Raw genomic sequence first — 22,552 nt, 5'->3', positions numbered from 1 at the left:
ATTATATAGGAGTGATAGGTTGATAGTATTTCACATGAATACTAGACAATCAATATTTAATGTAATATGTTAAAGATGAAAAGAGTTGTCACTGATGTGGCAGCTCTTTTCTATCTTGCTATTTCTAGCATTATCCCTATAACCTTTATCTATCACCTCTTAGGTTTTTATTATTAGACGAGTTTGGATGAAGATGGTAAACTGTTATCACTAACTATTAATGAAGGTATCGAGGATTATAGATATGAAAAAATGGCTTGCAGGCATAGGGATTCTTGGCTTGTCGGTTTTGACTTTGGCAGCTTGTGGAAACAAAAGTGACAGTAAGGTATCTGGTGAAAAGCAGACGATTACTGTTGCGACAGACTCTGATACGGCGCCTTTCACTTTCAAAAAAGGTGACGACTTCAAGGGGTATGATATTGATTTGGTAAAGGCTGTTTTCAAGGATTCGGACAAGTATGAGGTCAAGTTTGTGACGACGCCTTTTGATTCCATCTTGACAGGGGTGGATTCTGGACGTTATCAGATTGCAGCTAATGATTTCAACTACAATGAAGAGCGTGCACAGAAATATAGTTTTTCAGATCCGATTTCACGTTCTAACTATGCAATCACCAGTGTTGAGGGTACCAAGTATACTAGCCTAGACGATTTGTCTGGTAAGACGACAGAGGTGCTTCCTGGCTCTAACTACGCTCAGTTGCTTGAAAATTGGAACCACGCCAATGCGGACAAGACACCAATTACAATCAACTACGCTTCTAGCTCAACTGGTCTTTCAACGCGTGTTCAACACATTCAAGAAGGAAAAATTGATTTTATCCTTTATGATGCCATTTCGTCTGAGTACATTGTTAAAGATCAAGGCTATAAGTTGGCTGTAAACAAGATTAAAGACGATATCGGTATGAAGACTGATGGCCTTGAATATCTTCTTTTCTCAAATGATAAGCAAGGTAAGGAACTCAAGACTTTTGTCAATAAGCGTATCAAAGAGCTCAAGAAGGATGGAACCCTTGCCAAACTCAGTAAGGAATACTTTGGTGGCGATTACGTCAGTGATTTGAAATAAGATGGTTAAAAGGTGAGACTGCTGTCTCAGCTTTAGATCGAAAACAAAGTTTTCTTTTGAGGATTTCCTTAGGTAACAACGGACGTCAGTGACCTTCTTCGAAGTTCCATGACTAAGTTTTAAGCCTAAGGACTTAAACCTTCCGAACACCTGAAACGTTAAAGTGTCAGGTGTTTTTCTCACGGCGGAAAGCCTTGGTTTATTCTCACTTTGTTCCTAAAATAAGGATTCGTTTAGAGAAATTCTCAAAAATCTGTTTAAACCTCAACAAGATAGTGTTATCAGTGATATGATTTTCTTATCACTATGATAAGAAAAGACTATTTCACAGACTTTCCGAGTCGTGCTAAAATGAATATTATAAAATTTATGATAAGATATTAAGACGGTTAGCACTAGGCTAACCGACTTTTTTAGAAAGAAAGGGCAACATTGTGAAAAAGAGTATCGAAGCATTTAATCGGTCACCTTGGTATCTCCAAGTTATCATTGGTTTAATTGGTTTGGCAGTGGTTGTTGCTTTGGCTATTCCCGTATCATGGTTAGTGGAGATTCTTTGGAGCTATATTTTGCAATTGGTTACAATTGTCTTCAAATGGATTTCATCTTGGATGCCAGCTGGTAAGCTCTTCTCATGGAAGGCTGTCTTTGATGCGGTTCCTAAGATTGTAGAACACTTACCTTTAACATTGGGTTTGACCATTGCAGGTGCTTTCTTAGGTTTGATTTTAGCCCTTGTTTTTGCGGTTGTTAAGATCAATCGAGTACGTATCCTTTATCCGATCCAAGCTGTTTTTGTGAGTTTCTTGCGTGGGACACCAATTCTTGTCCAACTCATGTTAACCTACTATGGTATCCCACTCTTCCTTCGTTACTTGAATGGCGAATTCGGATTAGATTGGAATATTAATGAGATTCCACCAGCTATCTTCGCTATTACAGCCTTTGCCTTTAACGAAGCGGCATACATGAGTGAAACTATTCGTGCGGCAATTCAGGCTGTTGATGCTGGGGAAATCGAAGCTGCCCGTTCTCTTGGGATGACATCAGCACAGGTTTACCGTCGTGTCATTATTCCAAATGCGGCTGTTATTGCGACACCAAGTTTAATTAACAGTTTGATTGGTTTGACTAAGGGAACATCACTTGCCTTCAGTGCTGGTATCGTCGAAATGTATGCACAGGCTCAGATCCTAGGTGGTGCTGACTATCGTTACTTTGAACGTTATATCTCAGTAGCTCTTGTATACTGGGTAATCTCAATCTTGATTGAAAACATTGGTCGTTCAGTTGAAAATCATATGGCTATTAAGGTTCCTGAAGCAACTGACATTTCTGGCATTGGAGGTGACCGCTAATGATTAGTATCAAAAATTTGACCAAGGAATTTTCAGGACAAAAGGTTCTCGATGGCATTGATATTGACATTGAAAAAGGTGAAGTTGTCGCTCTGGTTGGTGCCTCTGGTGCAGGGAAGTCAACAATCCTTCGTAGCTTAAACTATTTGGAACAACCTGATTCTGGTACAATTATCATTGATGATTTTAAGGTGGATTTCGAAACAATTACCAAAGAGCAAATCCTTACCCTTCGTCGTAAGTTGGCCATGGTATTCCAACAGTTTAACCTCTTTGAACGTCGTACAGCCTTGGATAATGTTAAGGAAGGTCTTAAGATTGTTAAGAAACTTTCTGACGAAGAAGCTACTAAGATTGCGAAAGAAGAACTCGCTAAGGTTGGACTTTCTAATCGAGAAAATCACTACCCACGTCACTTGTCAGGTGGTCAAAAGCAACGTGTGGCCTTGGCCCGTGCCCTTGCCATGAAGCCTGATGTGCTCTTGCTTGACGAACCAACATCTGCTCTTGACCCTGAGTTGGTTGGTGAGGTTGAAAAATCAATCGCTGATGCGGCTAAGTCAGGTCAAACCATGATTTTGGTCAGTCACGACATGAACTTTGTTTATCAAGTGGCTGATAAGGTGCTTTTCCTTGAAAAAGGTCATATCCTTGAACAAGGAACACCCGATGAAATCTTTAATCATCCAAAAGAAGAGCGAACAAAAGAATTTTTCGCTTCTTATTCAAAACAATACCTTTAAGATGGGATTTTTGTTACAATAGAAAAGGTGATGGGATAGGACTACATTTCTAGTTTATAGTCAGAGTCCCACAAGGATGATTAGGAACTTTTGAGTACTTCAAAGGCGACTAAGGAGTCCAATCAGATACTACACCGCACAGTTATTACTATTCGGATTCAGAGGTTGGAGAATATTGTCTCAGCCTTTTCTATTTTTTACTTTAGGATGATTTATGTTATTAAATATTTTTAAATTTTATCTCTTAGGCCTTGTGATTGCTTTCTTTGTTTGCTTGGTGCTTGGCGCCCTTTGGCTTGGATGGCGTGCCCTACGTCGTGCAGACAAAACCGTTAAGGAGCGTCAAGGTGCCCTCTATGATGCTATTATGATGTCGATGGTTTCGATTCCAGTACTGGCATTTGCTTTTATGGCGATTCTTATCGTACTGAATGCATAATTCTAGCTTTGTTGGCACATTAGGTGTAAGATATCTCTACAAGAAAATCATATAAGGAGTTAATCATGTACGATACAATTGTTATTGGAGCTGGTCCTGCGGGGATGACTGCAGCACTTTATGCAGCCCGTGCCAACCTTAAAGTGGCAACTTTGGAGCAAGGTGCTCCTGGTGGACAGATGAATAACACATCTGATATTGAGAATTATCCTGGTTTTGAAAGTATTTCTGGTCCAGAATTGTCCATGAAGATGTTTGAACCCTTGGAAAAATTGGGCGTTGAAAATCTTTATGGTATCGTGTCTGGTATCGAAGATAAGGGTAATTATAAAGTTGTTAAAACTGGTGACGAGGAGTACCAAACAAAGACAGTTATCCTTGCGACGGGTGCCAAACACCGTCACATTGGCGTTTCTGGTGAAGAAGAGTACAACAGCCGTGGGGTATCTTACTGTGCGGTATGTGATGGTGCATTCTTCCGTAATCAAGACCTCTTGGTTGTTGGTGGTGGAGACTCTGCTGTTGAAGAAGGAATTTATTTGACACGGTTTGCCAACAGCGTGACCATTGTTCACCGTCGTGACGAATTGCGTGCCCAAAAGGTCCTTCAAGACCGTGCCTTCGCCAATGAAAAGGTCAAGTTTATCTGGGATTCAGTCGTTGAAGAAATCAAGGGTGATGACATCAAGGTTCGCAGTGTTGATATCAAGAATGTCAAAACTGGTGAGGTGACTAACCACGAATTTGGCGGTGTCTTCGTTTATGTGGGACTTGATCCTGTTTCAGATTACTTGACTGGTCTCGACATCACTGACCGGGACGGTTGGGTAATTACAGATGATAAGATGGCGACACGTATTCCAGGTATCTTTGCCATTGGAGATGTCCGTCAGAAAGACCTTCGCCAGATTACAACAGCCGTAGGGGATGGTGCCACAGCTGGCATCGAAGCTTACAACTACGTGACTGCTTTAGAAGATAAATAACAAAAAAACCACCCTAAGGGGTGGCTTTTTTATGTTATTTTGTCTAGGAGAGTTTTGAACGTTTCAACTTCATTTGATAGGGGTGTTCCTTTTAGGTAGGCGTAGCTTACATGAAAATCGAGTTGCTCGTCGTCCTCTAAAGGAATTTTAACCAATTTATCCATGGATTCAAATTGTGTGACATCAGTGATGAGACTGATGCCGAGATTTTTTTCAACTAACTGACCGATTGTAGGCAGATCACTTAATTCTAAGAAGGAAACGGCCTGATTTTGATAACCTTCATTCAGTATATTGAAGGCTTCCATATGCACATGTCCCTCGTTGAGTAGAATAAAGCGTTCTTCAAGAACATCCTTGAAACAGATGACTTCTTTATCCGCAAATTTATGACTTTCAGAGACTAGAATATAAAACGGTGATTTATAGAGTTCGTGAGTTGTTAATTTAGGATGCTCTAGGGGATGAAGGCTAGCTACTAAACTGAAATCTAAGTCTCCAGAGATTAATTGCTGTAGCAATTCTAAAGAACCTTCTGTACTAAATTCCATTTCGGATAAGATTGATAAATCTTGATTTTTTTCGAGCAGTTGCGCAAGAACTCTGGCTCTGATAATTGGAGGAAACCCAATTTTTGCTTTTGCATGAATAGAGCGATGGATTTCTTTGGAGAGTACGGATAGCTCAGTTAGGATGGCTTCAGCATGTTTAGCTACAATATCGCCTTGGTGTGTAAAGGCAACATTGCGATGAGATGGGTCCTTAACAAAAAGGTGACAAGCAAAATGATCTTCTAAACGCTTGATGGCGTAGCTAACAGTAGGTTGGCTGACCCGACAATGTTTAGAGACTGCGGTGAAGGAATGGAGTCTGTAAAGATGATAAAAATATTCTAAATCTCGGATATTCATTTTTTTATTTTATCATAAACCCTATTTGTTATAAATAATTTTTATGATAACAGAGCTTGTTGACTATAAGATTTTTTGAGGAATATAATGTCTAGCGACAGTTGAATAGATTAGTCACTAAATTATTTATGAGGGGTATTTCGCAATGAAATCACATGAAATTTTAAACAATCCATTCCTTAATAAAGGAACTGCTTTCACAATGGAAGAACGTAAAGAACTTGGCCTAATTGGTCTTCTTCCTCCATATGTTCAAACTATCGAAGAACAGGCTGAACAAGCTTACCAACATTTCTTGCGCAAACCATCTGACCTTGAAAAGCGTCTTTTCTTGATGGAGATTTTCAATACAAACCGTACTCTTTTCTACTACCTCTTTAACCAACACATCGTTGAGTTCAACCCAATCGTCTATGATCCAGTGATCGCGGACACCATTGAACAATATTCTGAACTCTTTGTAGATCCACAATATGCGGCTTACCTTGATATTAACCACCCAGAAAATATCGAAGAAACCTTGAAAAATGCGGCTGGCGATCGCGATATCCGCTTGATCGTTGCAACTGACGCAGAAGGAATTCTCGGTATTGGTGACTGGGGTGTCCAAGGTGTTGACATTTCTGTCGGAAAACTCATGGTCTACACTGCTGCAGCCGGAATTGATCCAGCTTGCGTTATGCCTCTTGTCATCGATGCTGGTACCAACCGTGAAGAATTGTTGAACAATCCAATGTATCTTGGAAACCGTCATGAACGTGTTCGTGGTGAAAAATACGATGCTTTTATCGATCAATTTGTTCAAACAGCTGGAAAACTTTTCCCTAAATTGTACCTTCACTGGGAAGACTTCGGTCGTTCAAATGCAGCTGATATCTTGAACCGTTACAAGAAAGAGATTCCAACTTTCAACGATGATATTCAAGGTACTGGTATCGTTGTCTTGGGTGGTATCTTTGGAGCTATGGATATCACTGGTGAAAAATTGACAGACCAAGTTTACCTTTGCTATGGTGGTGGTTCTGCTGGTGCTGGTATCGCAGATCGTGTTCACGCTGAAATGGTTGCGGAAGGCCTTTCTCCAGAAGAAGCCTACAAACGTTTCTTCATGATCGATAAACAAGGTCTTTTGTTTGATGATATGGAAGATTTGACACCAGCTCAAAAACCATTTGCTAAAAAACGTTCTGACTTCGAAGGCAAAGGCGATATGACCAGTCTTCTTGAAGTGATCAAAACAGTAAAACCAACCATCTTGGTCGGAACTTCTACAAACCCAGGTGCCTTCACTAAAGAAGTGGTTGAAGCAATGTGTGAAAACACTGAACGCCCTGTTATCTTCCCAATTTCTAACCCAACCAAGAAATTGGAAGCAACAGCCCAACAAGTCATTGAATGGTCAGACGGGAAAGCCTTTGTAGCTACCGGTGTACCTTCAGGAACCATTAGCTATAAAGGTGTGGACTACGAAATCGGTCAAGCCAATAACGCTTTGATCTACCCAGGTCTTGGTCTCGGTATGTTGGCATCTGAAGCTAAATTGTTGACAGATGAAATGATTGGGGCAGCAGCTCACTCATTGTCAGGTATCGTCAATCCAGGTCAACCAGGTGCGCCAGTCCTCCCACCATTCCAATATGTAGCTGACGTGTCTATCAAGGTAGCAGAAGCTGTTGCCAAGAAAGCTCAAGAACAAGGGCTTGCTCAAGCTGAAGAAACAGATATGGCCAAAGCTGTACGTGACCTTAAATGGTATCCTAAATACTAATAAGGAGCTGACTGAACAACCATGAAAAAATTGAATGAAATCAAAATTTCCGGTGTCAGTCTTCCTCTATATGCATTCATCGTCTTCGTTCTCGCGGTGACGATTGCTATGGGGAAACTCCCACTCAATATGCTTGGACTGACCCTCCTTTTGGTCGTCATGGGGCATGTTCTCTACTTTATTGGTGAGAAACTGCCAATTATGAACTCTTACCTAGGTGGTGGTTCAGTATTTACTCTGCTTGGTGCAACTCTTCTTGCTACATTTCATATCATTCCAAAAGATATTATTGTAGCAACAAAAGGATTTTTGGGAGATTCCTTTGGCTTTCTTGATTTTTATATTGCAGCCTTGATTTGTGGTGCTATCCTTGGTATGAATCGTAAGATTTTGGTGAAAGCCTCTGCACGCTTTATCCCCGTGTCTCTTGTTACCATGGTTATTGGTGCCTTTAGCGTTGGTCTTGTGGGGATGCTTCTTGGTCAAGGGTTCGGGCACTCTATCCTTTATGTTTCCTTCCCTCAAATGGTTGGAGGAATGGGAGCGGGTATTTTGCCACTTTCTAAAATTTATGCCTCTAACTTACATGGTGATCAAGCGACTATCTTCTCTCAATTAGCACCTGCGACTACTTTAGGAAATATTCTGGCTATTATCGGTGCTGTTCTTATTTCAAAAGTTTTTGTTAATAGTAAGTCAAATGGACATGGTGTCTTGATTCCTGTTAATAAGGATGAGTTGAAAAAGGAAAAACTAAATTTGAATCCGACTGATATTGGGGTTGGAATGATGTTTGCTTTTACAATCTTTTTGCTTGGTGTGATTTGCAATGCCTTTGTTCCAAAAATTCACAGCTATGCCTTCATGATTATCATTGTGTTTATCTTGAAAGCCTTGGATGTGGTACCAAAAACTTTGGAAAATTGTGTTGTAATGTTTAACCAAGTCATCATGTCAAATCTGACCCATGCAGTACTTGCAGGTATTGGCCTTTCTTTGATTGATTTGGCAACATTAGCAAAAGCGATGAATGTTCAATTTATTATTCTAAGTTTGACATCAGTTGTTGCAATGGGACTTGCTGCTGCTATTATTGGTGAGTTTGTAGGTTTATTCCCAGTTGAAACGGCAATTGGTGCCGGTATGATTAATAACTCTATGGGTGGTACGGGTAATATTGCTGTACTTTCTGCATCAGATCGTATGGAAATGATTGCTTTTGCTCAAATGGCAAATCGTTTAAGTGGAGCTATTATTTTAATTCTAGGTGGCCTATTAGCATATATGTTGAATTAGTTAAGAAAATACTATTTGTGTGAGAAACACTTTGAGGACTGTTATGTCCTCTTTTTTTGGTGTAATCAATACAGATTATATGTGCTCAATATACTATACAATTGGTTTTTGCTATAATAGGTACATTGATAAAAAACTAGGGTTTCTTTTTTTCAATAAAATAATGAAACGAGGTGACCGACTTGCGTGTTGTAGCAGGTGATTTTGGCGGACGTCCGCTTAAAACGTTAGAAGGCAAAACGACTCGTCCAACAACGGACAAGGTCAAGGGTGCCATTTTCAATATGATTGGTCCTTTCTTTGATGGAGGACGTGTTTTGGATCTTTTTTCTGGGAGTGGTAGTCTGGCCATTGAGGCTATTAGTCGTGGCATGTCGTCTGCTGTCCTCGTGGAGAAAGACCGTCGGGCACAAGCCATTATTCAGGAAAATATCAAAATAACCAAGAGTGAGAAGCAGTTCCAGCTTTTGAAGATGGATGCAGCGCGTGCACTGACCCAATTGACAGGTCAATTTGACTTGGTGCTTTTAGATCCGCCTTATGCCAAAGAGCAGATTGTGGCCAATATTACTCAGTTAGAGGAGCAAGGGCTCTTGGCTGAAGAAGTTATGTTGGTTTGCGAGACGGATAAGGCAGTGGACTTGCCTGAAGAAATTTCAAACTTTGGGATTTGGAAGCAGAAAACCTATGGTATCAGTAAGGTAACCGTTTACGTGCGTTAGCCTTTGATAGGTAAGTTGTAGAAAGGAATGCTATGACAAAGATTGCTATGTTTACGGGGTCTTTTGATCCAATTACCAATGGGCATATGGATATCATTGCCAGAGCCAGCAAGCTCTTTGATGAGCTCTATATAGGCCTTTTTTATAATAAAAATAAGCAGGGCTTCTGGGATGTTGCGACTCGCAAGCGTATCTTGGAAGAGGTTGTAGCAGATCTTCCCAATGTCAAGGTTATAACGGCTCACGATAGTCTGGCTGTAGATGTCGCCAAAGATCTTGGGGTGACTTATTTGGTTCGAGGCCTTCGCAATGCGACAGATTTTGACTATGAGGCCAATATGGACTATTTCAATAAAGGTTTGGCGCCTGAATTAGAAACGGTTTATTTGATTGCTAGTCATGAGGTGACACCTGTCTCCTCGAGTCGTGTACGTGAGTTGATTTATTTTGAGGGGAACATTAGCTCTTATGTTCCGCAAGCAGTAGTTAAGGAAGTGGAGGCCAAGCGTGGCAAACAAGACAAAATCTAAATTACTATTAGAGAAAATGTGGCGTATTAAGTGGTGGTTATTAAGTATTTTTACGGTACTTTTCCTCCTTTTTGCCCTCTTTTTCCCGCTAAATAATTATTATGTTGAGCTTCCGGGTGGTGCTTTTGATACCAAGGAAGTCTTGACTGTAGATAAGAAAGCTGATGATTCAAAAGGATCCTACAATTTTGTGGCGGTGGCCCAAACCAAGGCGACTTTGGCCTTGATGCTCTATGCTCAGCTTAATGATTTTGCAAAGCTTCAAACAGCTAAAGAAGCAACCGGAAATTACTCTGATGAAGATTTCATGCGTATTAACCAATTTTACATGGAGACTTCTCAAAACCAAGCGATTTATCAGGGCTTGACACTGGCTGGTAAGGAGGCTAGTTTGGAGTATATGGGTGTCTATGTGCTTCAGGTTGCTGATGATTCTAGCTTCAAGAGTGTCCTCAATATCGCTGATACGGTGACGGCTGTTAATGGCAAGACCTTTGATAATTCTACTGACTTGATTAAATACGTTCAAGGGCTTAAGTTGGGTTCAAAAGTCAAGGTCACTTATACGACAGATGACAAAGAAAAGACTGCTACTGGTAAGATTATTAAGATCGCCAATGGCAAAAATGGTATTGGTATCGGCCTAACGGACCATACTGAGGTCAAGAGTCCTGAGAATGTTAAGTTTAAACTAGATGGTGTTGGCGGACCGAGCGCTGGTCTTATGTTTACCTTAGCTATTTACGATCAGGTGTCTGGTCAAGATCTTAAGGCTGGTCGTAAGATTGCTGGGACAGGAACTATTGAAAAAGATGGTTCGGTTGGTGATATCGGTGGTGCCTACCTTAAGGTGAAATCAGCGGCTGATAGTGGCGCAGACATTTTCTTCGTGCCAAATAATCCAGTAACTAAGGAAATGAAAAAGGTTGATCCGGATGCCAAGACTAATTATCAAGAGGCCAAGGAAGCTGCCAAGAAACTGAGGACCAAGATGAAAATCGTCCCTATTAAAACAGCTCAAGAAGCCATTGATTATTTGAAAAAAACTAAATAAGAAGCGAGAGTGGGACAGGCAGAAATCCATGATTTTTGTCCTAGTCTTACTCTCTTTTTTAGGGCAAAGTGTTATAATAGTCTTTATGAAAAAACGTTATAGAACAGTCAATGATTACTATCGTGAAATTTTTGGCGAAAAGATTTTCAAACTTCCTATAGATGCGGGCTTTGATTGTCCCAACCGTGATGGAACAGTTGCTCACGGTGGCTGTACCTTTTGCACAGTATCGGGGTCTGGTGACGCTATTGTAGCTCCTGAGGCACCGATTCGTGAGCAGTTTTACCATGAGATTGACTTCATGCACCGCAAGTGGCCAGAAGTTCAGAAATATCTGGTTTATTTTCAAAATTTTACCAATACCCACGCGCCGCTTGAGGTTATTAAGGAACGCTACGAACAGGCTATCAATGAGCCTGGTGTTGTTGGAATCAATATCGGTACCCGTCCAGACTGTTTGCCAGACGATGTGATTGATTATCTGGCAGAACTCACAGAACGTATGCATGTGACCGTTGAACTTGGCTTGCAAACGACTTATGAAGAGACGTCGGAGCTTATTAACCGAGCACACAGTTATGATCTCTATGTGGAGACGGTTAAGCGCGTGCGTGAGCGTGCGCCAAAGGCTGAGATTGTATCGCATCTGATTAATGGGCTGCCAGGGGAAACCCACGAGATGATGGTGGAAAATGTTCGCCGTTGCGTAACTGATAATGACATTCAAGGAATTAAGCTTCATTTGCTCCACTTGATGACTAATACCCGTATGCAAAGAGACTACCACGAGGGACGTCTTAAATTACTGAGTCAGGAAGAGTATGTGTCCATCATCTGTGACCAGTTGGAAATCATCCCTGAGGATATCGTTATTCATCGAATCACTGGTGATGCGCCGCGAGATATGTTGATTGGTCCTATGTGGAGTCTCAATAAGTGGGAAGTCCTCAATGCTATTGACAAAGAGATGGAACGTCGTGACTCATGGCAAGGGTGCAAAGCAGCTAGCGAGAAGGAGGAGAAAGCATGATTAAACTACCAATTCATCTGTCTCATGACTTTCTAGCAGAAGTGCTGGATGACGAGAGTGTTGCTGTTGATGCAACCATGGGAAACGGTAATGATACAGCCTTTCTGGCTGGCCTTGCCAAGAAGGTCTATGCTTTTGACGTGCAGGAGCAGGCGCTCGAAAAGACTCGTCAACGCTTGTCGGACTTGGAAATTGAAAATGCGCAACTTATTTTAGATGGCCATGAAAATCTGGACCGTTATGTCACGGAACCTATTCGTGCAGCTATTTTCAATCTGGGCTACCTGCCATCTGCAGATAAGAGTGTTATTACCAAACCCCACACGACTCTTGAGGCCATTGAGAAGATCCTTGACCGTCTAGAGGTGGGTGGTCGTTTAGCTATTATGATTTACTATGGTCATGATGGCGGCGATATGGAGAAGGATGCTGTGCTCGAGTACGTTATCGGTTTGGACCAGCGTGATTTTACAGCCATGCTTTACCAACCCCTTAATCAAATTAATACCCCACCATTTTTGGTGATGTTGGAGAAATTACAATGATTACAGATATTAAAGAAAAGCTTGCAGATATGCAGGTCAAATATATAGATAAGCAAAGTGCCGAAGATACTTTGAAAAAGGTTGATAATCGTAAAACGGCTAAAATTAAGAAAAAGTTAGCTAGTCTTGAGGTCGAACGTTGCCATAAACTTTTAGCAAAAGAAGACGTGACTGCCATTGATAAAAAAATTCGCAAGCAAAAAGAACTATTCTCAAACTGTTGTCATAAGGAAGGTTAGGAGGAACTATGCATTTATCATTAGCTTTGCTTGTTCTTTTTTTTAGCTTGATTTTATCGAACGTTATCAATCGTGTCTTTCCACGTCTTCCCCTACCTTTGATTCAAATTATTTTTGGGGTTGGTATTGGTTTTCTTCTTAAGGGGGAAGTTTTTGAGCTTGAAACGGAACTTTTTCTAGCGTTTATTATTGCTCCCTTGCTTTTTCGTGAGGGCGAAGAGAGTGACATTACCAGTATTCTCCGTAACTGGAAACTCATTCTATTTTTGATCTTTCCAGTCATCTTCGTGTCTACACTGGGAATCGGCTATCTTGCTAAGGCCGTCTTGCCTGCTTCGGTGCCCTTGTCTGCCTGTCTAGCAATCGGTGCCGCTCTTGGTCCAACGGATTTGGTTGCCTATTCCGCTATTTCTAAACGTTTCAGTTTTCCAAAGTGGATTAGTTATATTCTGCAGGGAGAGGGTTTGCTGAATGATGCCTCTGGCTTGGTCGCCTTTCAGGTGGCAGTGACCGCTTTGACAACGGGTGCCTTCTCCCTCCTGGATGCGAGCTGGAATTTGGTTATCTCTGTGCTTGGTGGTTTTTTGGTTGGCTTGATTACAGCCCTATTTAATCGCCTCTTTTTGACCATTTTGGATAATATGGATGCTGCAGATGTCACAGGTGCTCTCTTACTAGAGCTGGTACTACCGATCTCCTCTTATTTTGTAGCCGAGGAAATTCATGCTTCTGGAATTATTGCTGTTGTCGTAGCAGGGATTTCGCTTGCCAGTCGTTTCAAAAAAATCACCGTTTTTGATGCCAAACTGGATAGTGTTTCCCATACGATTTGGGGAACCATTACCTTCATGCTTAATGGTATGGTCTTTTTCCTTCTGGGGACGGAACTGCCAACCTTAGCAACCCCAGTACTGTCTATCAGTACTTGCGATACGCTTTGGATGTTTCTTGCCATCGTCTTGTTAACAGCGATCATGTTTGGAATTCGATTTGTCATGATTAGCGCAGTGTTTGCCCAAAGAGCTTGGCGGACCAAACGGTCATTGAAAAAAATATGGAAGGGTGCTACGCTTTTGACTTTTTCTGGCGTAAAAGGAACGGTTTCGATTGCAACAATCCTTTTGCTTCCGATTGCCAATATGACTGCGCTAGAACACAGTCTCTTACTCTTTACGGTAGCGGGTGTTACGCTATTGAGCTTCTTGATAGGTATTTTAGTCCTACCTAAGCTAGCGACTGGACCAGCTCATACGACCAACCATTATATGCAGATTGCCATTCTTAATGATGTGGTCGGTGAGTTGGAAAAAGATCTAAAACAGTCAACTAATCAAGGATCTGTCTATGCTACTATTGACAACTACAATCAACGCTTGGAAGATTTAGTCTTGGAGCAGGAATCAAATGATGTCAAAAAAGAGTTGGCCAATATCCGAGTCATGATTATGGAAATTGAGAGTGAGGGTCTGGAATATGCCTACAAGAAGGGTAAGATTTCAGAACTCGAATACAATCTCTACCAACGTTATATCAAGGGCTTAGAGCGTCGTATTAACCGAGGTTTTGTTTCTAGTCTCTCTTATGCCTTTGCTGTTTTCGTTCGTGGTCTTCGTAGAATTTTGCACTTAGCTCTTACCTTCAAGTTTCGAATTGAACAAGAGGAGAATAGGCGAGGTCCTCGATTGACTGAGGAAAATCGTGACCATATGACTGAGCTTTATTTAACAAATACTGAGCAGGTTTTGGAAGCCTTGAGCAACCTGGAAGGTGTCTATCATTCAGATCTTTTGTCTTATTTGAAACGCAGTCGACTTCGAGAGGCTGAAATTATCCAATCAGGAGCCTTTGTCGAGAGGGTTATCACCCACTTAAATCCAGACAATGTTGATGAAATGTTGCGAGGCTATTATTTGGAACGTAAGGTTATCAACGAATATGAACAGGCTGAGCTTATTTCTAGTCGTTATGCCAAACAGCTTCGTAAGGAAGTCAATACTTTGGAGGACTATTCTCTCAAAGAAACAAGCAATACTTTGACCTATGATATGATTAATCTGGCCCGAAGGGGAGCTTAAGAAAGAATTTAGAGTAAAAAAGAAGCCAAGTTATTAATTTGGCTTCTTTTAATGTTTGTTTTTCTCATTATCGTGGTCAGGAAAGAGATAGCCCAATCCTAGGCCTACTAGGATACCGGCAACAATCAGAGTTTCGGTAGGAATAGGGAGTAGGTCATAGATTGCATTAGCAATCATCAGCCCAGTCAAGATACTAATGAGGCTAGATTTATAATCTTTTTTTCATGAGATTCTCAATTGTAAAGAAGATCAATAAGGCAACTGGAAAGAGTGGCCCAAGGGAAGTCTCTATTTTTGGGAAGCCGGGAATACTGTAAATGATAACTGTTACTGCTGTACCGATTAATCCAAAACCTGTTACTTTAGTCATGTTTCTACCTCTCTTTCTATATCTGAAGATCTGTTGTTTTAACACTTACTAATGTATCGAAAGGGTAGCTCTCGGACAATATCATATGTCTATGTGGTTAATCTTAGAATCTATTCGGTCAAAAAAAGAACTGTTTTGTTATTGAATTGGTAAAAGTCAAAAGATTTCCTCACACAGTAAAATCTCTGACAAAAGCCACTTATATATAGTCGCTACACTATTTATTTTATTCAAGAATGTCTATAGAACACCTTGTCCTTCTAGCTTTAATTTTGTATGGTGTATCTCAAATAAAAGAGAAGTAATGATGAAAGAACAAATCCCCCAGACTTATAGTCTAAGGGACTTGTTTCTTTAATGTTGTTCGTAAATTAGCCCTAAATCAAGCTAATATTGATCGGTTTTTAGAGAAGTGGGTTAATGTAAAAACGATGGTCATCAATTGGAATAATTTGAACAGGGTTTTGGTAGAAGTCAGCTAAAACTTCTGGTGTGATGACATCATTTTTGGGTCCTTGTGCTACGATTTTTCCTTGACGGAGTAGGAGAATATGGTCCATGTTTTCGGTAATTTCCTCAGCGTGATGAGTGACGTAAAGAACCAGCGGAGCATGAGGAAGCGAGGTGATACGATCAATCTGACGCAAGAGCTTTTCACGAGCAAATAGGTCCAAGCCAACAGTCGCTTCATCAAGGATAATGATGTCAGGATCTTCCATGAGACTGCGAGCAATCAAACAAATTTGTTTTTCTCCTTGAGAGAGGCTATGGTATTTACGACCTATCAAATCCCCAGCACCAAGTGAGTTCAGCATGTCCTTAGCTTCTTGCAACTCCTTATCCCCATATGCCTTGTAGAGGATTGAGCTCTTGTATTTACCAGTAAGGACGATTTTTTCAGCGGTCATATGCTTAGGCAGACGCTCAGTGATGAAGGAACTGACAATACCGATATGTTTGCGAAGACCCGTGATGTCCCCGTTACCAAAGGCATAGCCAAGTATTTCAGCATGACCTTCAGAAGGAAAGAATTCAGCTGTCAATAAGCGTAGAAGTGTTGATTTCCCTGCACCATTAAGTCCAAGGATAGCCCAGGTCTGGCCTTTTTCAACTGTCCAGTTAAGATCGGACAAGAGTGTTTTTCCTTGGCGAGCCAAGCTGACATTTTCTAAGCGTATAAGTGACATAGGTCTCTCCTTCGATGATAAATTACTCTAATTATAGCATAAAATAGGAACCTATATTGGAAAATTGTGATATAATGGAAGTCAGAATTTTTTTAGAGGAGAAGATAAAATGGAAGACTCTAGTGGTCAGTCCTTATTATTTCAATTTATTTTATTACTAATTTTAACCTTGCTTACGGCCTTTTTCTCAGCGTCTGAGATGGCTTTAGTATCACTAAACCGTTCACGTGTGGAACAAAAGGCTGAAGAAGGCGACAAGAAATTTATTCGTCTGCTAAAGGTTCTTGAAAATCCCAATAATTTCTTATCGACTATTCAGGTTGGTATTACTTTTATCAGTCTTTTGCAAGGGGCCAGTCTCTCTGCTTCGCTAGGAGCAGTCATAGCGACCTGGTTTGGCCACGTAGCCTGGGCTAAAACAGCAGGTAGCGTGGTATCTTTGGTGATCTTGACTTATATTTCTATCGTTTTTGGTGAGCTTTATCCTAAGCGTATTGCCATGAATCTTAAAGAAAATCTAGCCATCTACTCAGCGCCTGTCATTATTGTTACTGGTAAGATTGTTAGTCCCTTTGTTTGGATTCTTTCAGCATCGACAAATCTTGTGTCTCGTTTAACACCTATGACTTTTGATGATGCGGATGAGCAGATGACTCGTGATGAGATCGAGTACATGTTGACCAAGAGCGAAGATACACTTGAGGCTGAAGAAATCGAAATGCTTCAAGGTGTCTTTTCTCTTGATGAATTAATGGCGCGTGAAGTCATGGTTCCTCGTACAGATGCCTTCATGATTGATATTGAAGACAATACTCAGGAAAATATCCAAGCCATTCTAAAACAAAGCTTCTCTCGTATCCCTGTCTACGAAGATGATAAGGATAAAATTATCGGTGTAATCCATACTAAAAACCTCCTTCAAGCGGGTTATGAGCTTGGTTTTGAGAATGTTAAGCTTCGCCGCATCATGAATGACCCCCTCTTTGTTCCAGAAACAATTTTCGTTGATGACCTCTTGGCAGCCTTTCGTAACACCAATAATCAAATGGCCATTTTGCTTGATGAATATGGTGGTGTGGCTGGTCTGGTGACCTTCGAGGATCTTTTGGAAGAAATCGTCGGTGAAATTGATGACGAAACAGATAAAGCTAGTGTGGAAGTTCGTGAAATAGGAGAGAATACCTATATTGTTGAGGGGGCTATGACTCTTAATGACTTCAATGAACACTTTGACACAGAGCTTGAAAGTGATGATGTTGATACTATCGCAGGCTATTATTTGACTGGTGTAGGAGCAATTCCCACTCAAGAAGTCAAGGAACATTATGAAGTTATCAACAAGGACAAACATCTTGAATTTATTAACGATAAGGTTAAGGATGGTCGCGTAACCAAACTTAAGGTAATCATCACATCAGCTCCAGAAGAAGCAGGAGAATAGAATTTACCAGCTTTAGATTAGAAAAGACTAGAGCTAAAAAGTAAGATAATGATAATTGAGCGCCTTCTTTCCTTTGAATAGGAAGCGCTTTTTATTATCTTTTTGCTAAATGTTTTTAATAGATGTAATTAGATTAGAAAATGGATGAAAATCGCTATGCTTTTATATTTCAATAAAACATCTAGTTATTATTGGCCTACGACCTTGTTTTTTGAAGTAATTTAAACAGGTTTTGAAATGATGGTAGATTAAGAATAAAAATAAATAAGATTTTGATTAAAACGCTTCTCTATTTCTTTTTATGACAGAATATAAATTAACTGATAAATGAACAGGGAAAATCTTAATAGCTTCTAAAAAATCTCTATATTCTATACATAGTAGCTTGCTTTTACTCACCCTTACTCTAGGAGCTTTTCTACCAGTAACTTCTTTTGCAGATGACGGCATTGCGACAAATGATACTGTTCTTACGCAGCCAAAAAATGATACAGATATAAATACAAGTGAGGCCCCTTAATCACCTGAAGTTCCTTCAGTCAACGTTAATGGTCAACCTGTTGTTACTGTGACACCACCAGTTATCACAGCAGCTGGTCAAACAATCGTTTCTACACAAAATAGTCAACTTGTTGTTGCCGATAATGACGGTACAACAAGTCTTGTTGCTCCTGAAGTAAAGGATTCAAAGTGAATGCTGACGGTACATTGACTGGTAAAGATGCCAAAGGTAAAGAAGTCACTCTTCCCAAGACTGGTGAAGCATCAACTGCAATCTTGACATTTGTAGGAACATTCTTCCTTGCTCTTGCAGTTTTATTGGGATTTAAGAAACGTGCCTAATCGTATAGATAATAAAAAAACTGGATTCTTCCAGCTTTTTACTTTTTCTTCTGGTATAGTATAGTTATATTGTAATTTCAGATGTATTATAGTATAACCTTTGCTTGAATTCAGGCAGATATGGAGCATGTTTCCGATAAAAGAGGTATAATAAAATCATGTAAAAAGCGTTTTCAAGGAGGCTGCCATGGCAGAAATTGATTACAGTCAGGTGACTGGACTTGTTCATTCAACCGAAAGTTTTGGATCTGTAGATGGTCCTGGTATCCGTTTTATTGTTTTCATGCAAGGCTGTAAGATGCGTTGCCAATATTGTCATAACCCAGATACTTGGGCTATGGAGTCAAATAAGGCTGTTGAACGTACAGTTGAAGATGTCTTAGATGAGGCTCTTCGTTTCCGTCATTTCTGGAGTGAGCATGGTGGTATCACTGTATCAGGTGGTGAGGCCATGCTTCAGATTGATTTTGTCACTGCCCTCTTTACAGAGGCTAAGAAACTAGGAATTCATTGTACGCTTGATACTTGTGGGTTTGTTTACCGCAATACTCCTGAGTATCATGAAGTTGTTGACAAACTTTTGGCTGTGACAGACTTGGTCCTACTTGACATCAAAGAGATTGACCCCGAACAACACAAGTTTGTGACTCGTCAACCTAATAAGAATATTTTGGAATTTGCTCAATATCTGTCTGATAAACAAGTTCCAGTCTGGATTCGCCATGTCTTGGTACCTGGTTTGACAGACTTTGACGAACACTTGGTTAAGCTTGGTGAGTTTGTAAAGACCTTGAAAAATGTCGATAAATTTGAAATTCTTCCCTATCATACAATGGGTGAGTTTAAATGGCGTGAACTTGGCATCCCTTATCCATTGGAAGGTGTCAAACCACCAACTGCAGACCGTGTTAAAAATGCTAAGGCTCTTATGCATACGGAAACCTATCAAGAGTATAAAAATCGTATCGGTGTCAAAACCTTGGATTGAAAAAGAAGCTCTTGACAAGGGCTTTTTAACTTTGCTATTATTTAGGGAGCAATAAATAGCAGGTAAATTATGTTTCGTATTTTAAAATTTGATGATGACTTTGTTTATCTCAGTCATCCTGACGGGCGACTTAAGAAAATAGATCGCACGCTTTTTGATTTTGATATAAAATTAGGAGACCGTATTGACGTCTACCAAGATGGTGACTTGACCGTTGTTACTCCGGCAGAAGTTCAAACGGACTTGAGCTTAGAGGGAGATAAATCGGTTAAATCACACCTCTTGCAAGGAATTTTAGATCTTTTCCTTGAGACTCTTAATATTCACAACAATCATTTGGGTGACTTGAAGAAGATTTTCACGCAATTATTGATTACACTCTTCATGGCTTGGAGCTTGCTAGGTGTTATTCTGGTTGAGATTCTTCTTTTTGCAGAATCGATTATTGTTTTCCTATGGAGACTCTTGGTTCGTCTTATTAAGTGGATGCATATTAAAGACAACACTAAGGTCTTGATTGATGAGACGCAAAAACGCCATGCTAAGCGTGAACGTCAGAAAGCTCAAAGACGTGAGCAAGAAAGACGTCGTCAGGAAGAACTTGAAGAACGTGAATATCTTCGTGAAACAGAACGTCAAAAGGAACTCATGATTGTTGAAGCTAGCCTTAGTCAGGAAGCGGAGCGTGAGAGTCTTTCAACTAGCCTTGCTTTGGAGCAAGCAGGTGCCTCAAGTCAGTCTGCTAGTGAAGACCTGGCCGAAGAAAGTCAGTCAACTTCAGAGTCAGCAGTGATGTCTGAAGCAGCAAAGTCTGAAAAATAGAACAAAAAAAGAACTGAGAGTTAAAATCTCGGTTCTTTTTTATATGAGAAAAGCACCAGAGGTGCTTGTGAGAGGTGACTAAAGTGTTTTTTCAGAGTCACGAACAATGAGCAAGTCAACTTTTGCGTGACGGAGAATGTATTCAGAAGATGAACCAATAAGCAAGCGTTCAAAAGTATTGAGACCAGTGGCACCAACCATAATAAGGTCAACATTTTCCTTATCAGGGATATCAACAGCCAAAAGGCTTTTAGGATTACCGAACTCAATAACTTTGCGAATCTTGGTTAAACCAGCTTCTCTGGCTTGACGTTCAAAGTCAGCCAATACAGCTTTAGCTTCGTCTTCTAGTTTTTCATAGATATAAGAGTCGAAAGTCGCAACGCTTTGAAGGGCGCGTGTATCGATAACGTGTACCAATAGTAACTGAGCATTATTACGTTTTGCAACGTGCACACCTTTAATAAAGGCCAGTTCTGATTCGTAAGAACCGTCGATAGCTACCATAATACGTTCATATTGTTGAGACATAAGCTCTACCTCCTATCTTTAGCTTTATTATACTCCTTTAATCTAAAAAATGAAAGCGTTGTTATAGATTTTCTGAAATCTTTTTTTGACTGCTTACTTTAGGATGCTCTTGGTAATGTGAAGATTTCAGTATTATCTAAAAATTGAAGATTGCTTGAAAAAGAGGTATAATACAATCTGTTATTAGCTTCGTAAGAAACATGATAATTAAAAAAGAGGAAGACAAGTCTTCAGAAATGATACCAAATGAAATGGCCGAGCCTAAAGTTGGTGTCAATAAAAGTGGAAATCTCCATCAGGTGTTGAATTTTTTTATTTTCTACTAGATGTATCTGCTTTAGTATCTTTTGAAAGGATTAACTTATGAAAACATTTGATAAATCATCAAAGTTGGAACACGTTGCCTATGATATTCGTGGTCCAGTTTTGGATGAGGCCAACCGTATGATTGCCAACGGTGAAAAAATTCTCCGTCTTAATACAGGAAATCCTGCGGAATTTGGTTTTACAGCACCAGATGAAGTCATTCGTGATTTAATTATGAATGTTCGTAACAGTGAAGGGTATTCGGATAGTAAAGGGATTTTCTCAGCTCGTAAGGCGATTATGCAGTATTGCCAGCTAAAGGGATTCCCAAATGTAGATATTGATGATATTTATATTGGTAATGGTGTTTCAGAAATGATTTCCATGTCTATGCAGGCCTTGCTTGATGATGGAGATGAGGTTTTGGTCCCAATGCCAGACTATCCTCTTTGGACTGCCTGTGTCAGTCTAGCTGGCGGTAACGCTGTGCACTATGTCTGTGATGAAAAATCTAACTGGTATCCAGACATTGATGATATCAAATCAAAGATTACATCAAATACTAAGGCTATTGTTATCATCAATCCGAATAACCCTACAGGTGCTCTTTACCCTAAAGATGTTCTTGAACAGATTGTTGATATTGCACGCCAAAATGACTTGATTATCTTTGCGGATGAGATTTATGACCGCTTGGTTATGGATGGTAAGAAGCACATTGCTATTGCAAGTCTTGCACCAGACGTTTTCTGTGTATCTATGAATGGTCTTTCTAAATCTCACCGTATTTGTGGTTTCCGTGTGGGTTGGATGGTTCTTTCTGGGCCTAAGAAGAATGTTCGGGGCTATATTGAAGGGCTTAATATGTTGTCTAATATGCGCCTTTGTTCTAATGTGCTCTCTCAACACGTAATTCAGACTTCACTTGGTGGTTACCAATCTGTTGATGAGCTCCTGATTCCTGGTGGTCGTATTTATGAACAACGTGAGTTTATTACAAACACAGTAAACGATATTCCAGGACTTACAGCTGTTAAGCCAGATGCAGGTCTTTACATTTTCCCTAAGATTGACCGTAACATGTATGATATTGACGATGATGAAGAGTTCTGTCTTCGTCTCTTGAAGAAGGAAAAAGTCCTCTTGGTTCCAGGAAAAGGCTTTAACTGGAATGAACCGGACCACTTCCGTATTGTCTACCTTCCTCGTGTGGAAGAATTGGCTGATCTTGGAAATAAAATCGAACGTGTTTTGTCATATTACAAGCGCTAAATTCGTGAAAGCTGGACAAAA

At 40.2% G+C, this 22,552-nt stretch carries 25 protein-coding genes; 20 read left to right on the top strand and 5 right to left on the bottom strand.

Annotated elements, in window-relative coordinates; translation table 11 throughout:
- Nucleotides 1-244 precede the first annotated feature (244 nt).
- From EL076_RS08175 to trxB, 5 genes are all read left to right on the top strand, one after another.
- Entirely contained in the window at nucleotides 245-1,075 is an 831-nt protein-coding gene (locus EL076_RS08175) for a transporter substrate-binding domain-containing protein (protein WP_003094100.1), read from the top strand.
- Nucleotides 1,076-1,686: 611 nt separating this feature from the next.
- Complete coding sequence (locus tag EL076_RS08170) at nucleotides 1,687-2,433, top strand: amino acid ABC transporter permease (RefSeq protein WP_172798560.1); 747 nt, start codon at nucleotides 1,687-1,689, stop codon at nucleotides 2,431-2,433.
- On the top strand, nucleotides 2,433-3,176 hold the full coding sequence (locus EL076_RS08165; RefSeq protein ID WP_048788176.1) for an amino acid ABC transporter ATP-binding protein: 744 nt from the start codon (nucleotides 2,433-2,435) through the stop codon (nucleotides 3,174-3,176). The genes EL076_RS08170 and EL076_RS08165 overlap by 1 nt, the downstream gene beginning before the upstream one ends.
- A 214-nt stretch (nucleotides 3,177-3,390) precedes the next feature.
- On the top strand, nucleotides 3,391-3,615 hold the full coding sequence (locus tag EL076_RS08160) for a DUF4059 family protein (RefSeq protein WP_003093939.1): 225 nt from the start codon (nucleotides 3,391-3,393) through the stop codon (nucleotides 3,613-3,615).
- 62 nt (nucleotides 3,616-3,677) lie between these two features.
- Complete coding sequence (gene trxB / locus EL076_RS08155) at nucleotides 3,678-4,601, top strand: thioredoxin-disulfide reductase (RefSeq protein WP_269148173.1); 924 nt, start codon at nucleotides 3,678-3,680, stop codon at nucleotides 4,599-4,601.
- 29 nt (nucleotides 4,602-4,630) lie between these two features.
- Here trxB and EL076_RS08150 read toward each other — a convergent pair whose 3' ends face one another.
- Nucleotides 4,631-5,512 carry a LysR family transcriptional regulator gene (locus tag EL076_RS08150; protein WP_064519774.1) on the bottom strand — a complete coding sequence of 294 codons (882 nt, stop codon included), beginning with the start codon at nucleotides 5,510-5,512 and terminating at the stop codon, nucleotides 4,631-4,633.
- Between the two features lie 145 nt (nucleotides 5,513-5,657).
- Here EL076_RS08150 and EL076_RS08145 point away from each other — a divergent pair, with 145 nt between their 5' ends.
- From EL076_RS08145 to EL076_RS08105, 9 genes are all read left to right on the top strand, one after another.
- Nucleotides 5,658-7,280: a malolactic enzyme gene (locus tag EL076_RS08145; protein WP_003096209.1), complete on the top strand. Its 1,623-nt coding sequence runs from the start codon at nucleotides 5,658-5,660 to the stop codon at nucleotides 7,278-7,280.
- Between the two features lie 21 nt (nucleotides 7,281-7,301).
- The gene (locus tag EL076_RS08140) at nucleotides 7,302-8,576 is read left to right on the top strand and encodes a 2-hydroxycarboxylate transporter family protein (protein WP_126429980.1); all 1,275 of its coding nucleotides are present in this window, start codon (nucleotides 7,302-7,304) and stop codon (nucleotides 8,574-8,576) included.
- 182 nt (nucleotides 8,577-8,758) lie between these two features.
- Entirely contained in the window at nucleotides 8,759-9,298 is a 540-nt protein-coding gene (gene rsmD, locus EL076_RS08135; protein ID WP_003093460.1) for a 16S rRNA (guanine(966)-N(2))-methyltransferase RsmD, read from the top strand.
- A gap of 32 nt (nucleotides 9,299-9,330) precedes the next feature.
- Nucleotides 9,331-9,828: a pantetheine-phosphate adenylyltransferase gene (gene coaD, locus EL076_RS08130; protein ID WP_126429978.1), complete on the top strand. Its 498-nt coding sequence runs from the start codon at nucleotides 9,331-9,333 to the stop codon at nucleotides 9,826-9,828.
- Nucleotides 9,806-10,882, top strand: coding sequence for a SepM family pheromone-processing serine protease (locus tag EL076_RS08125; protein WP_197716138.1), 1,077 nt, complete (start codon nucleotides 9,806-9,808; stop codon nucleotides 10,880-10,882). The genes coaD and EL076_RS08125 overlap by 23 nt, the downstream gene beginning before the upstream one ends.
- Before the next feature lie 85 nt (nucleotides 10,883-10,967).
- Nucleotides 10,968-11,912, top strand: a complete 945-nt coding sequence (locus tag EL076_RS08120; RefSeq protein ID WP_003094636.1) for a TIGR01212 family radical SAM protein — start codon at nucleotides 10,968-10,970, stop codon at nucleotides 11,910-11,912.
- Nucleotides 11,909-12,457, top strand: a complete 549-nt coding sequence (locus EL076_RS08115) for a tRNA (mnm(5)s(2)U34)-methyltransferase (protein WP_048788174.1) — start codon at nucleotides 11,909-11,911, stop codon at nucleotides 12,455-12,457. Before EL076_RS08120 ends, EL076_RS08115 begins: the two co-directional genes overlap by 4 nt.
- Entirely contained in the window at nucleotides 12,454-12,696 is a 243-nt protein-coding gene (locus EL076_RS08110; RefSeq protein ID WP_003094091.1) for a hypothetical protein, read from the top strand. Before EL076_RS08115 ends, EL076_RS08110 begins: the two co-directional genes overlap by 4 nt.
- Before the next feature lie 8 nt (nucleotides 12,697-12,704).
- On the top strand, nucleotides 12,705-14,771 hold the full coding sequence (locus EL076_RS08105; RefSeq protein ID WP_126429976.1) for a cation:proton antiporter: 2,067 nt from the start codon (nucleotides 12,705-12,707) through the stop codon (nucleotides 14,769-14,771).
- Nucleotides 14,772-14,819: 48 nt separating this feature from the next.
- On the opposite strand, the gene EL076_RS10365 is transcribed toward EL076_RS08105, so the two are convergent.
- From EL076_RS10365 to EL076_RS08095, 3 genes are all read right to left on the bottom strand, one after another.
- Nucleotides 14,820-14,960 carry a hypothetical protein gene (locus EL076_RS10365; protein WP_164555383.1) on the bottom strand — a complete coding sequence of 47 codons (141 nt, stop codon included), beginning with the start codon at nucleotides 14,958-14,960 and terminating at the stop codon, nucleotides 14,820-14,822.
- Nucleotides 14,961-14,979: 19 nt separating this feature from the next.
- Nucleotides 14,980-15,141, bottom strand: a complete 162-nt coding sequence (locus EL076_RS10360) for an MFS transporter (protein WP_082162585.1) — start codon at nucleotides 15,139-15,141, stop codon at nucleotides 14,980-14,982.
- Between the two features lie 404 nt (nucleotides 15,142-15,545).
- Entirely contained in the window at nucleotides 15,546-16,328 is a 783-nt protein-coding gene (locus EL076_RS08095; RefSeq protein WP_126429974.1) for an ABC transporter ATP-binding protein, read from the bottom strand.
- A 109-nt stretch (nucleotides 16,329-16,437) separates the two neighbouring features.
- Between EL076_RS08095 and EL076_RS08090 the strand changes: the two genes are divergently transcribed.
- From EL076_RS08090 to EL076_RS08075, 5 genes are all read left to right on the top strand, one after another.
- A complete protein-coding gene (locus EL076_RS08090) occupies nucleotides 16,438-17,769 on the top strand; it encodes a hemolysin family protein (protein ID WP_003094275.1) in 1,332 nt (443 codons plus the stop codon).
- A 568-nt stretch (nucleotides 17,770-18,337) separates the two neighbouring features.
- Nucleotides 18,338-18,463, top strand: a complete 126-nt coding sequence (locus tag EL076_RS10430) for a hypothetical protein (RefSeq protein WP_263973187.1) — start codon at nucleotides 18,338-18,340, stop codon at nucleotides 18,461-18,463.
- Nucleotides 18,460-18,612: an LPXTG cell wall anchor domain-containing protein gene (locus EL076_RS08085; RefSeq protein WP_003094577.1), complete on the top strand. Its 153-nt coding sequence runs from the start codon at nucleotides 18,460-18,462 to the stop codon at nucleotides 18,610-18,612. The genes EL076_RS10430 and EL076_RS08085 overlap by 4 nt, the downstream gene beginning before the upstream one ends.
- A gap of 187 nt (nucleotides 18,613-18,799) precedes the next feature.
- On the top strand, nucleotides 18,800-19,600 hold the full coding sequence (gene pflA, locus EL076_RS08080; protein ID WP_126429972.1) for a pyruvate formate-lyase-activating protein: 801 nt from the start codon (nucleotides 18,800-18,802) through the stop codon (nucleotides 19,598-19,600).
- A gap of 69 nt (nucleotides 19,601-19,669) precedes the next feature.
- A complete protein-coding gene (locus EL076_RS08075; protein WP_126429970.1) occupies nucleotides 19,670-20,422 on the top strand; it encodes a hypothetical protein in 753 nt (250 codons plus the stop codon).
- Between the two features lie 78 nt (nucleotides 20,423-20,500).
- Here EL076_RS08075 and EL076_RS08070 read toward each other — a convergent pair whose 3' ends face one another.
- Nucleotides 20,501-20,953, bottom strand: a complete 453-nt coding sequence (locus EL076_RS08070; RefSeq protein ID WP_002891687.1) for a universal stress protein — start codon at nucleotides 20,951-20,953, stop codon at nucleotides 20,501-20,503.
- A 363-nt stretch (nucleotides 20,954-21,316) separates the two neighbouring features.
- Here EL076_RS08070 and EL076_RS08065 point away from each other — a divergent pair, with 363 nt between their 5' ends.
- Entirely contained in the window at nucleotides 21,317-22,531 is a 1,215-nt protein-coding gene (locus EL076_RS08065) for a pyridoxal phosphate-dependent aminotransferase (RefSeq protein WP_003096246.1), read from the top strand.
- The last annotated feature ends 21 nt before the right edge of the window (nucleotides 22,532-22,552 follow it).

This window comes from Streptococcus vestibularis (assembly GCF_900636445.1).
Lineage (GTDB): Bacteria > Bacillota > Bacilli > Lactobacillales > Streptococcaceae > Streptococcus > Streptococcus vestibularis.
This window is presented reverse-complemented; position numbering and strand designations above follow the sequence as displayed.

Bases quoted from the DNA above. Each gene is read 5' to 3' on its own strand.
- EL076_RS08175 (WP_003094100.1), top strand. From the start codon at position 245: ATGAAAAAATGGCTTGCAGGCATAGGGATTCTTGGCTTGTCGGTTTTG.
- EL076_RS08170 (WP_172798560.1), top strand. From the start codon at position 1,687: ATGCCAGCTGGTAAGCTCTTCTCATGGAAGGCTGTCTTTGATGCGGTT.
- EL076_RS08165 (WP_048788176.1), top strand. From the start codon at position 2,433: ATGATTAGTATCAAAAATTTGACCAAGGAATTTTCAGGACAAAAGGTT.
- EL076_RS08160 (WP_003093939.1), top strand. From the start codon at position 3,391: ATGTTATTAAATATTTTTAAATTTTATCTCTTAGGCCTTGTGATTGCT.
- EL076_RS08150 (WP_064519774.1), bottom strand. From the start codon at position 5,512: ATGAATATCCGAGATTTAGAATATTTTTATCATCTTTACAGACTCCAT.
- EL076_RS08145 (WP_003096209.1), top strand. From the start codon at position 5,658: ATGAAATCACATGAAATTTTAAACAATCCATTCCTTAATAAAGGAACT.
- EL076_RS08140 (WP_126429980.1), top strand. From the start codon at position 7,302: ATGAAAAAATTGAATGAAATCAAAATTTCCGGTGTCAGTCTTCCTCTA.
- coaD (WP_126429978.1), top strand. From the start codon at position 9,331: ATGACAAAGATTGCTATGTTTACGGGGTCTTTTGATCCAATTACCAAT.
- EL076_RS08120 (WP_003094636.1), top strand. From the start codon at position 10,968: ATGAAAAAACGTTATAGAACAGTCAATGATTACTATCGTGAAATTTTT.
- EL076_RS08115 (WP_048788174.1), top strand. From the start codon at position 11,909: ATGATTAAACTACCAATTCATCTGTCTCATGACTTTCTAGCAGAAGTG.
- EL076_RS08110 (WP_003094091.1), top strand. From the start codon at position 12,454: ATGATTACAGATATTAAAGAAAAGCTTGCAGATATGCAGGTCAAATAT.
- EL076_RS08105 (WP_126429976.1), top strand. From the start codon at position 12,705: ATGCATTTATCATTAGCTTTGCTTGTTCTTTTTTTTAGCTTGATTTTA.
- EL076_RS10360 (WP_082162585.1), bottom strand. From the start codon at position 15,141: ATGACTAAAGTAACAGGTTTTGGATTAATCGGTACAGCAGTAACAGTT.
- EL076_RS08095 (WP_126429974.1), bottom strand. From the start codon at position 16,328: ATGTCACTTATACGCTTAGAAAATGTCAGCTTGGCTCGCCAAGGAAAA.
- EL076_RS08090 (WP_003094275.1), top strand. From the start codon at position 16,438: ATGGAAGACTCTAGTGGTCAGTCCTTATTATTTCAATTTATTTTATTA.
- pflA (WP_126429972.1), top strand. From the start codon at position 18,800: ATGGCAGAAATTGATTACAGTCAGGTGACTGGACTTGTTCATTCAACC.
- EL076_RS08075 (WP_126429970.1), top strand. From the start codon at position 19,670: ATGTTTCGTATTTTAAAATTTGATGATGACTTTGTTTATCTCAGTCAT.
- EL076_RS08070 (WP_002891687.1), bottom strand. From the start codon at position 20,953: ATGTCTCAACAATATGAACGTATTATGGTAGCTATCGACGGTTCTTAC.
- EL076_RS08065 (WP_003096246.1), top strand. From the start codon at position 21,317: ATGAAAACATTTGATAAATCATCAAAGTTGGAACACGTTGCCTATGAT.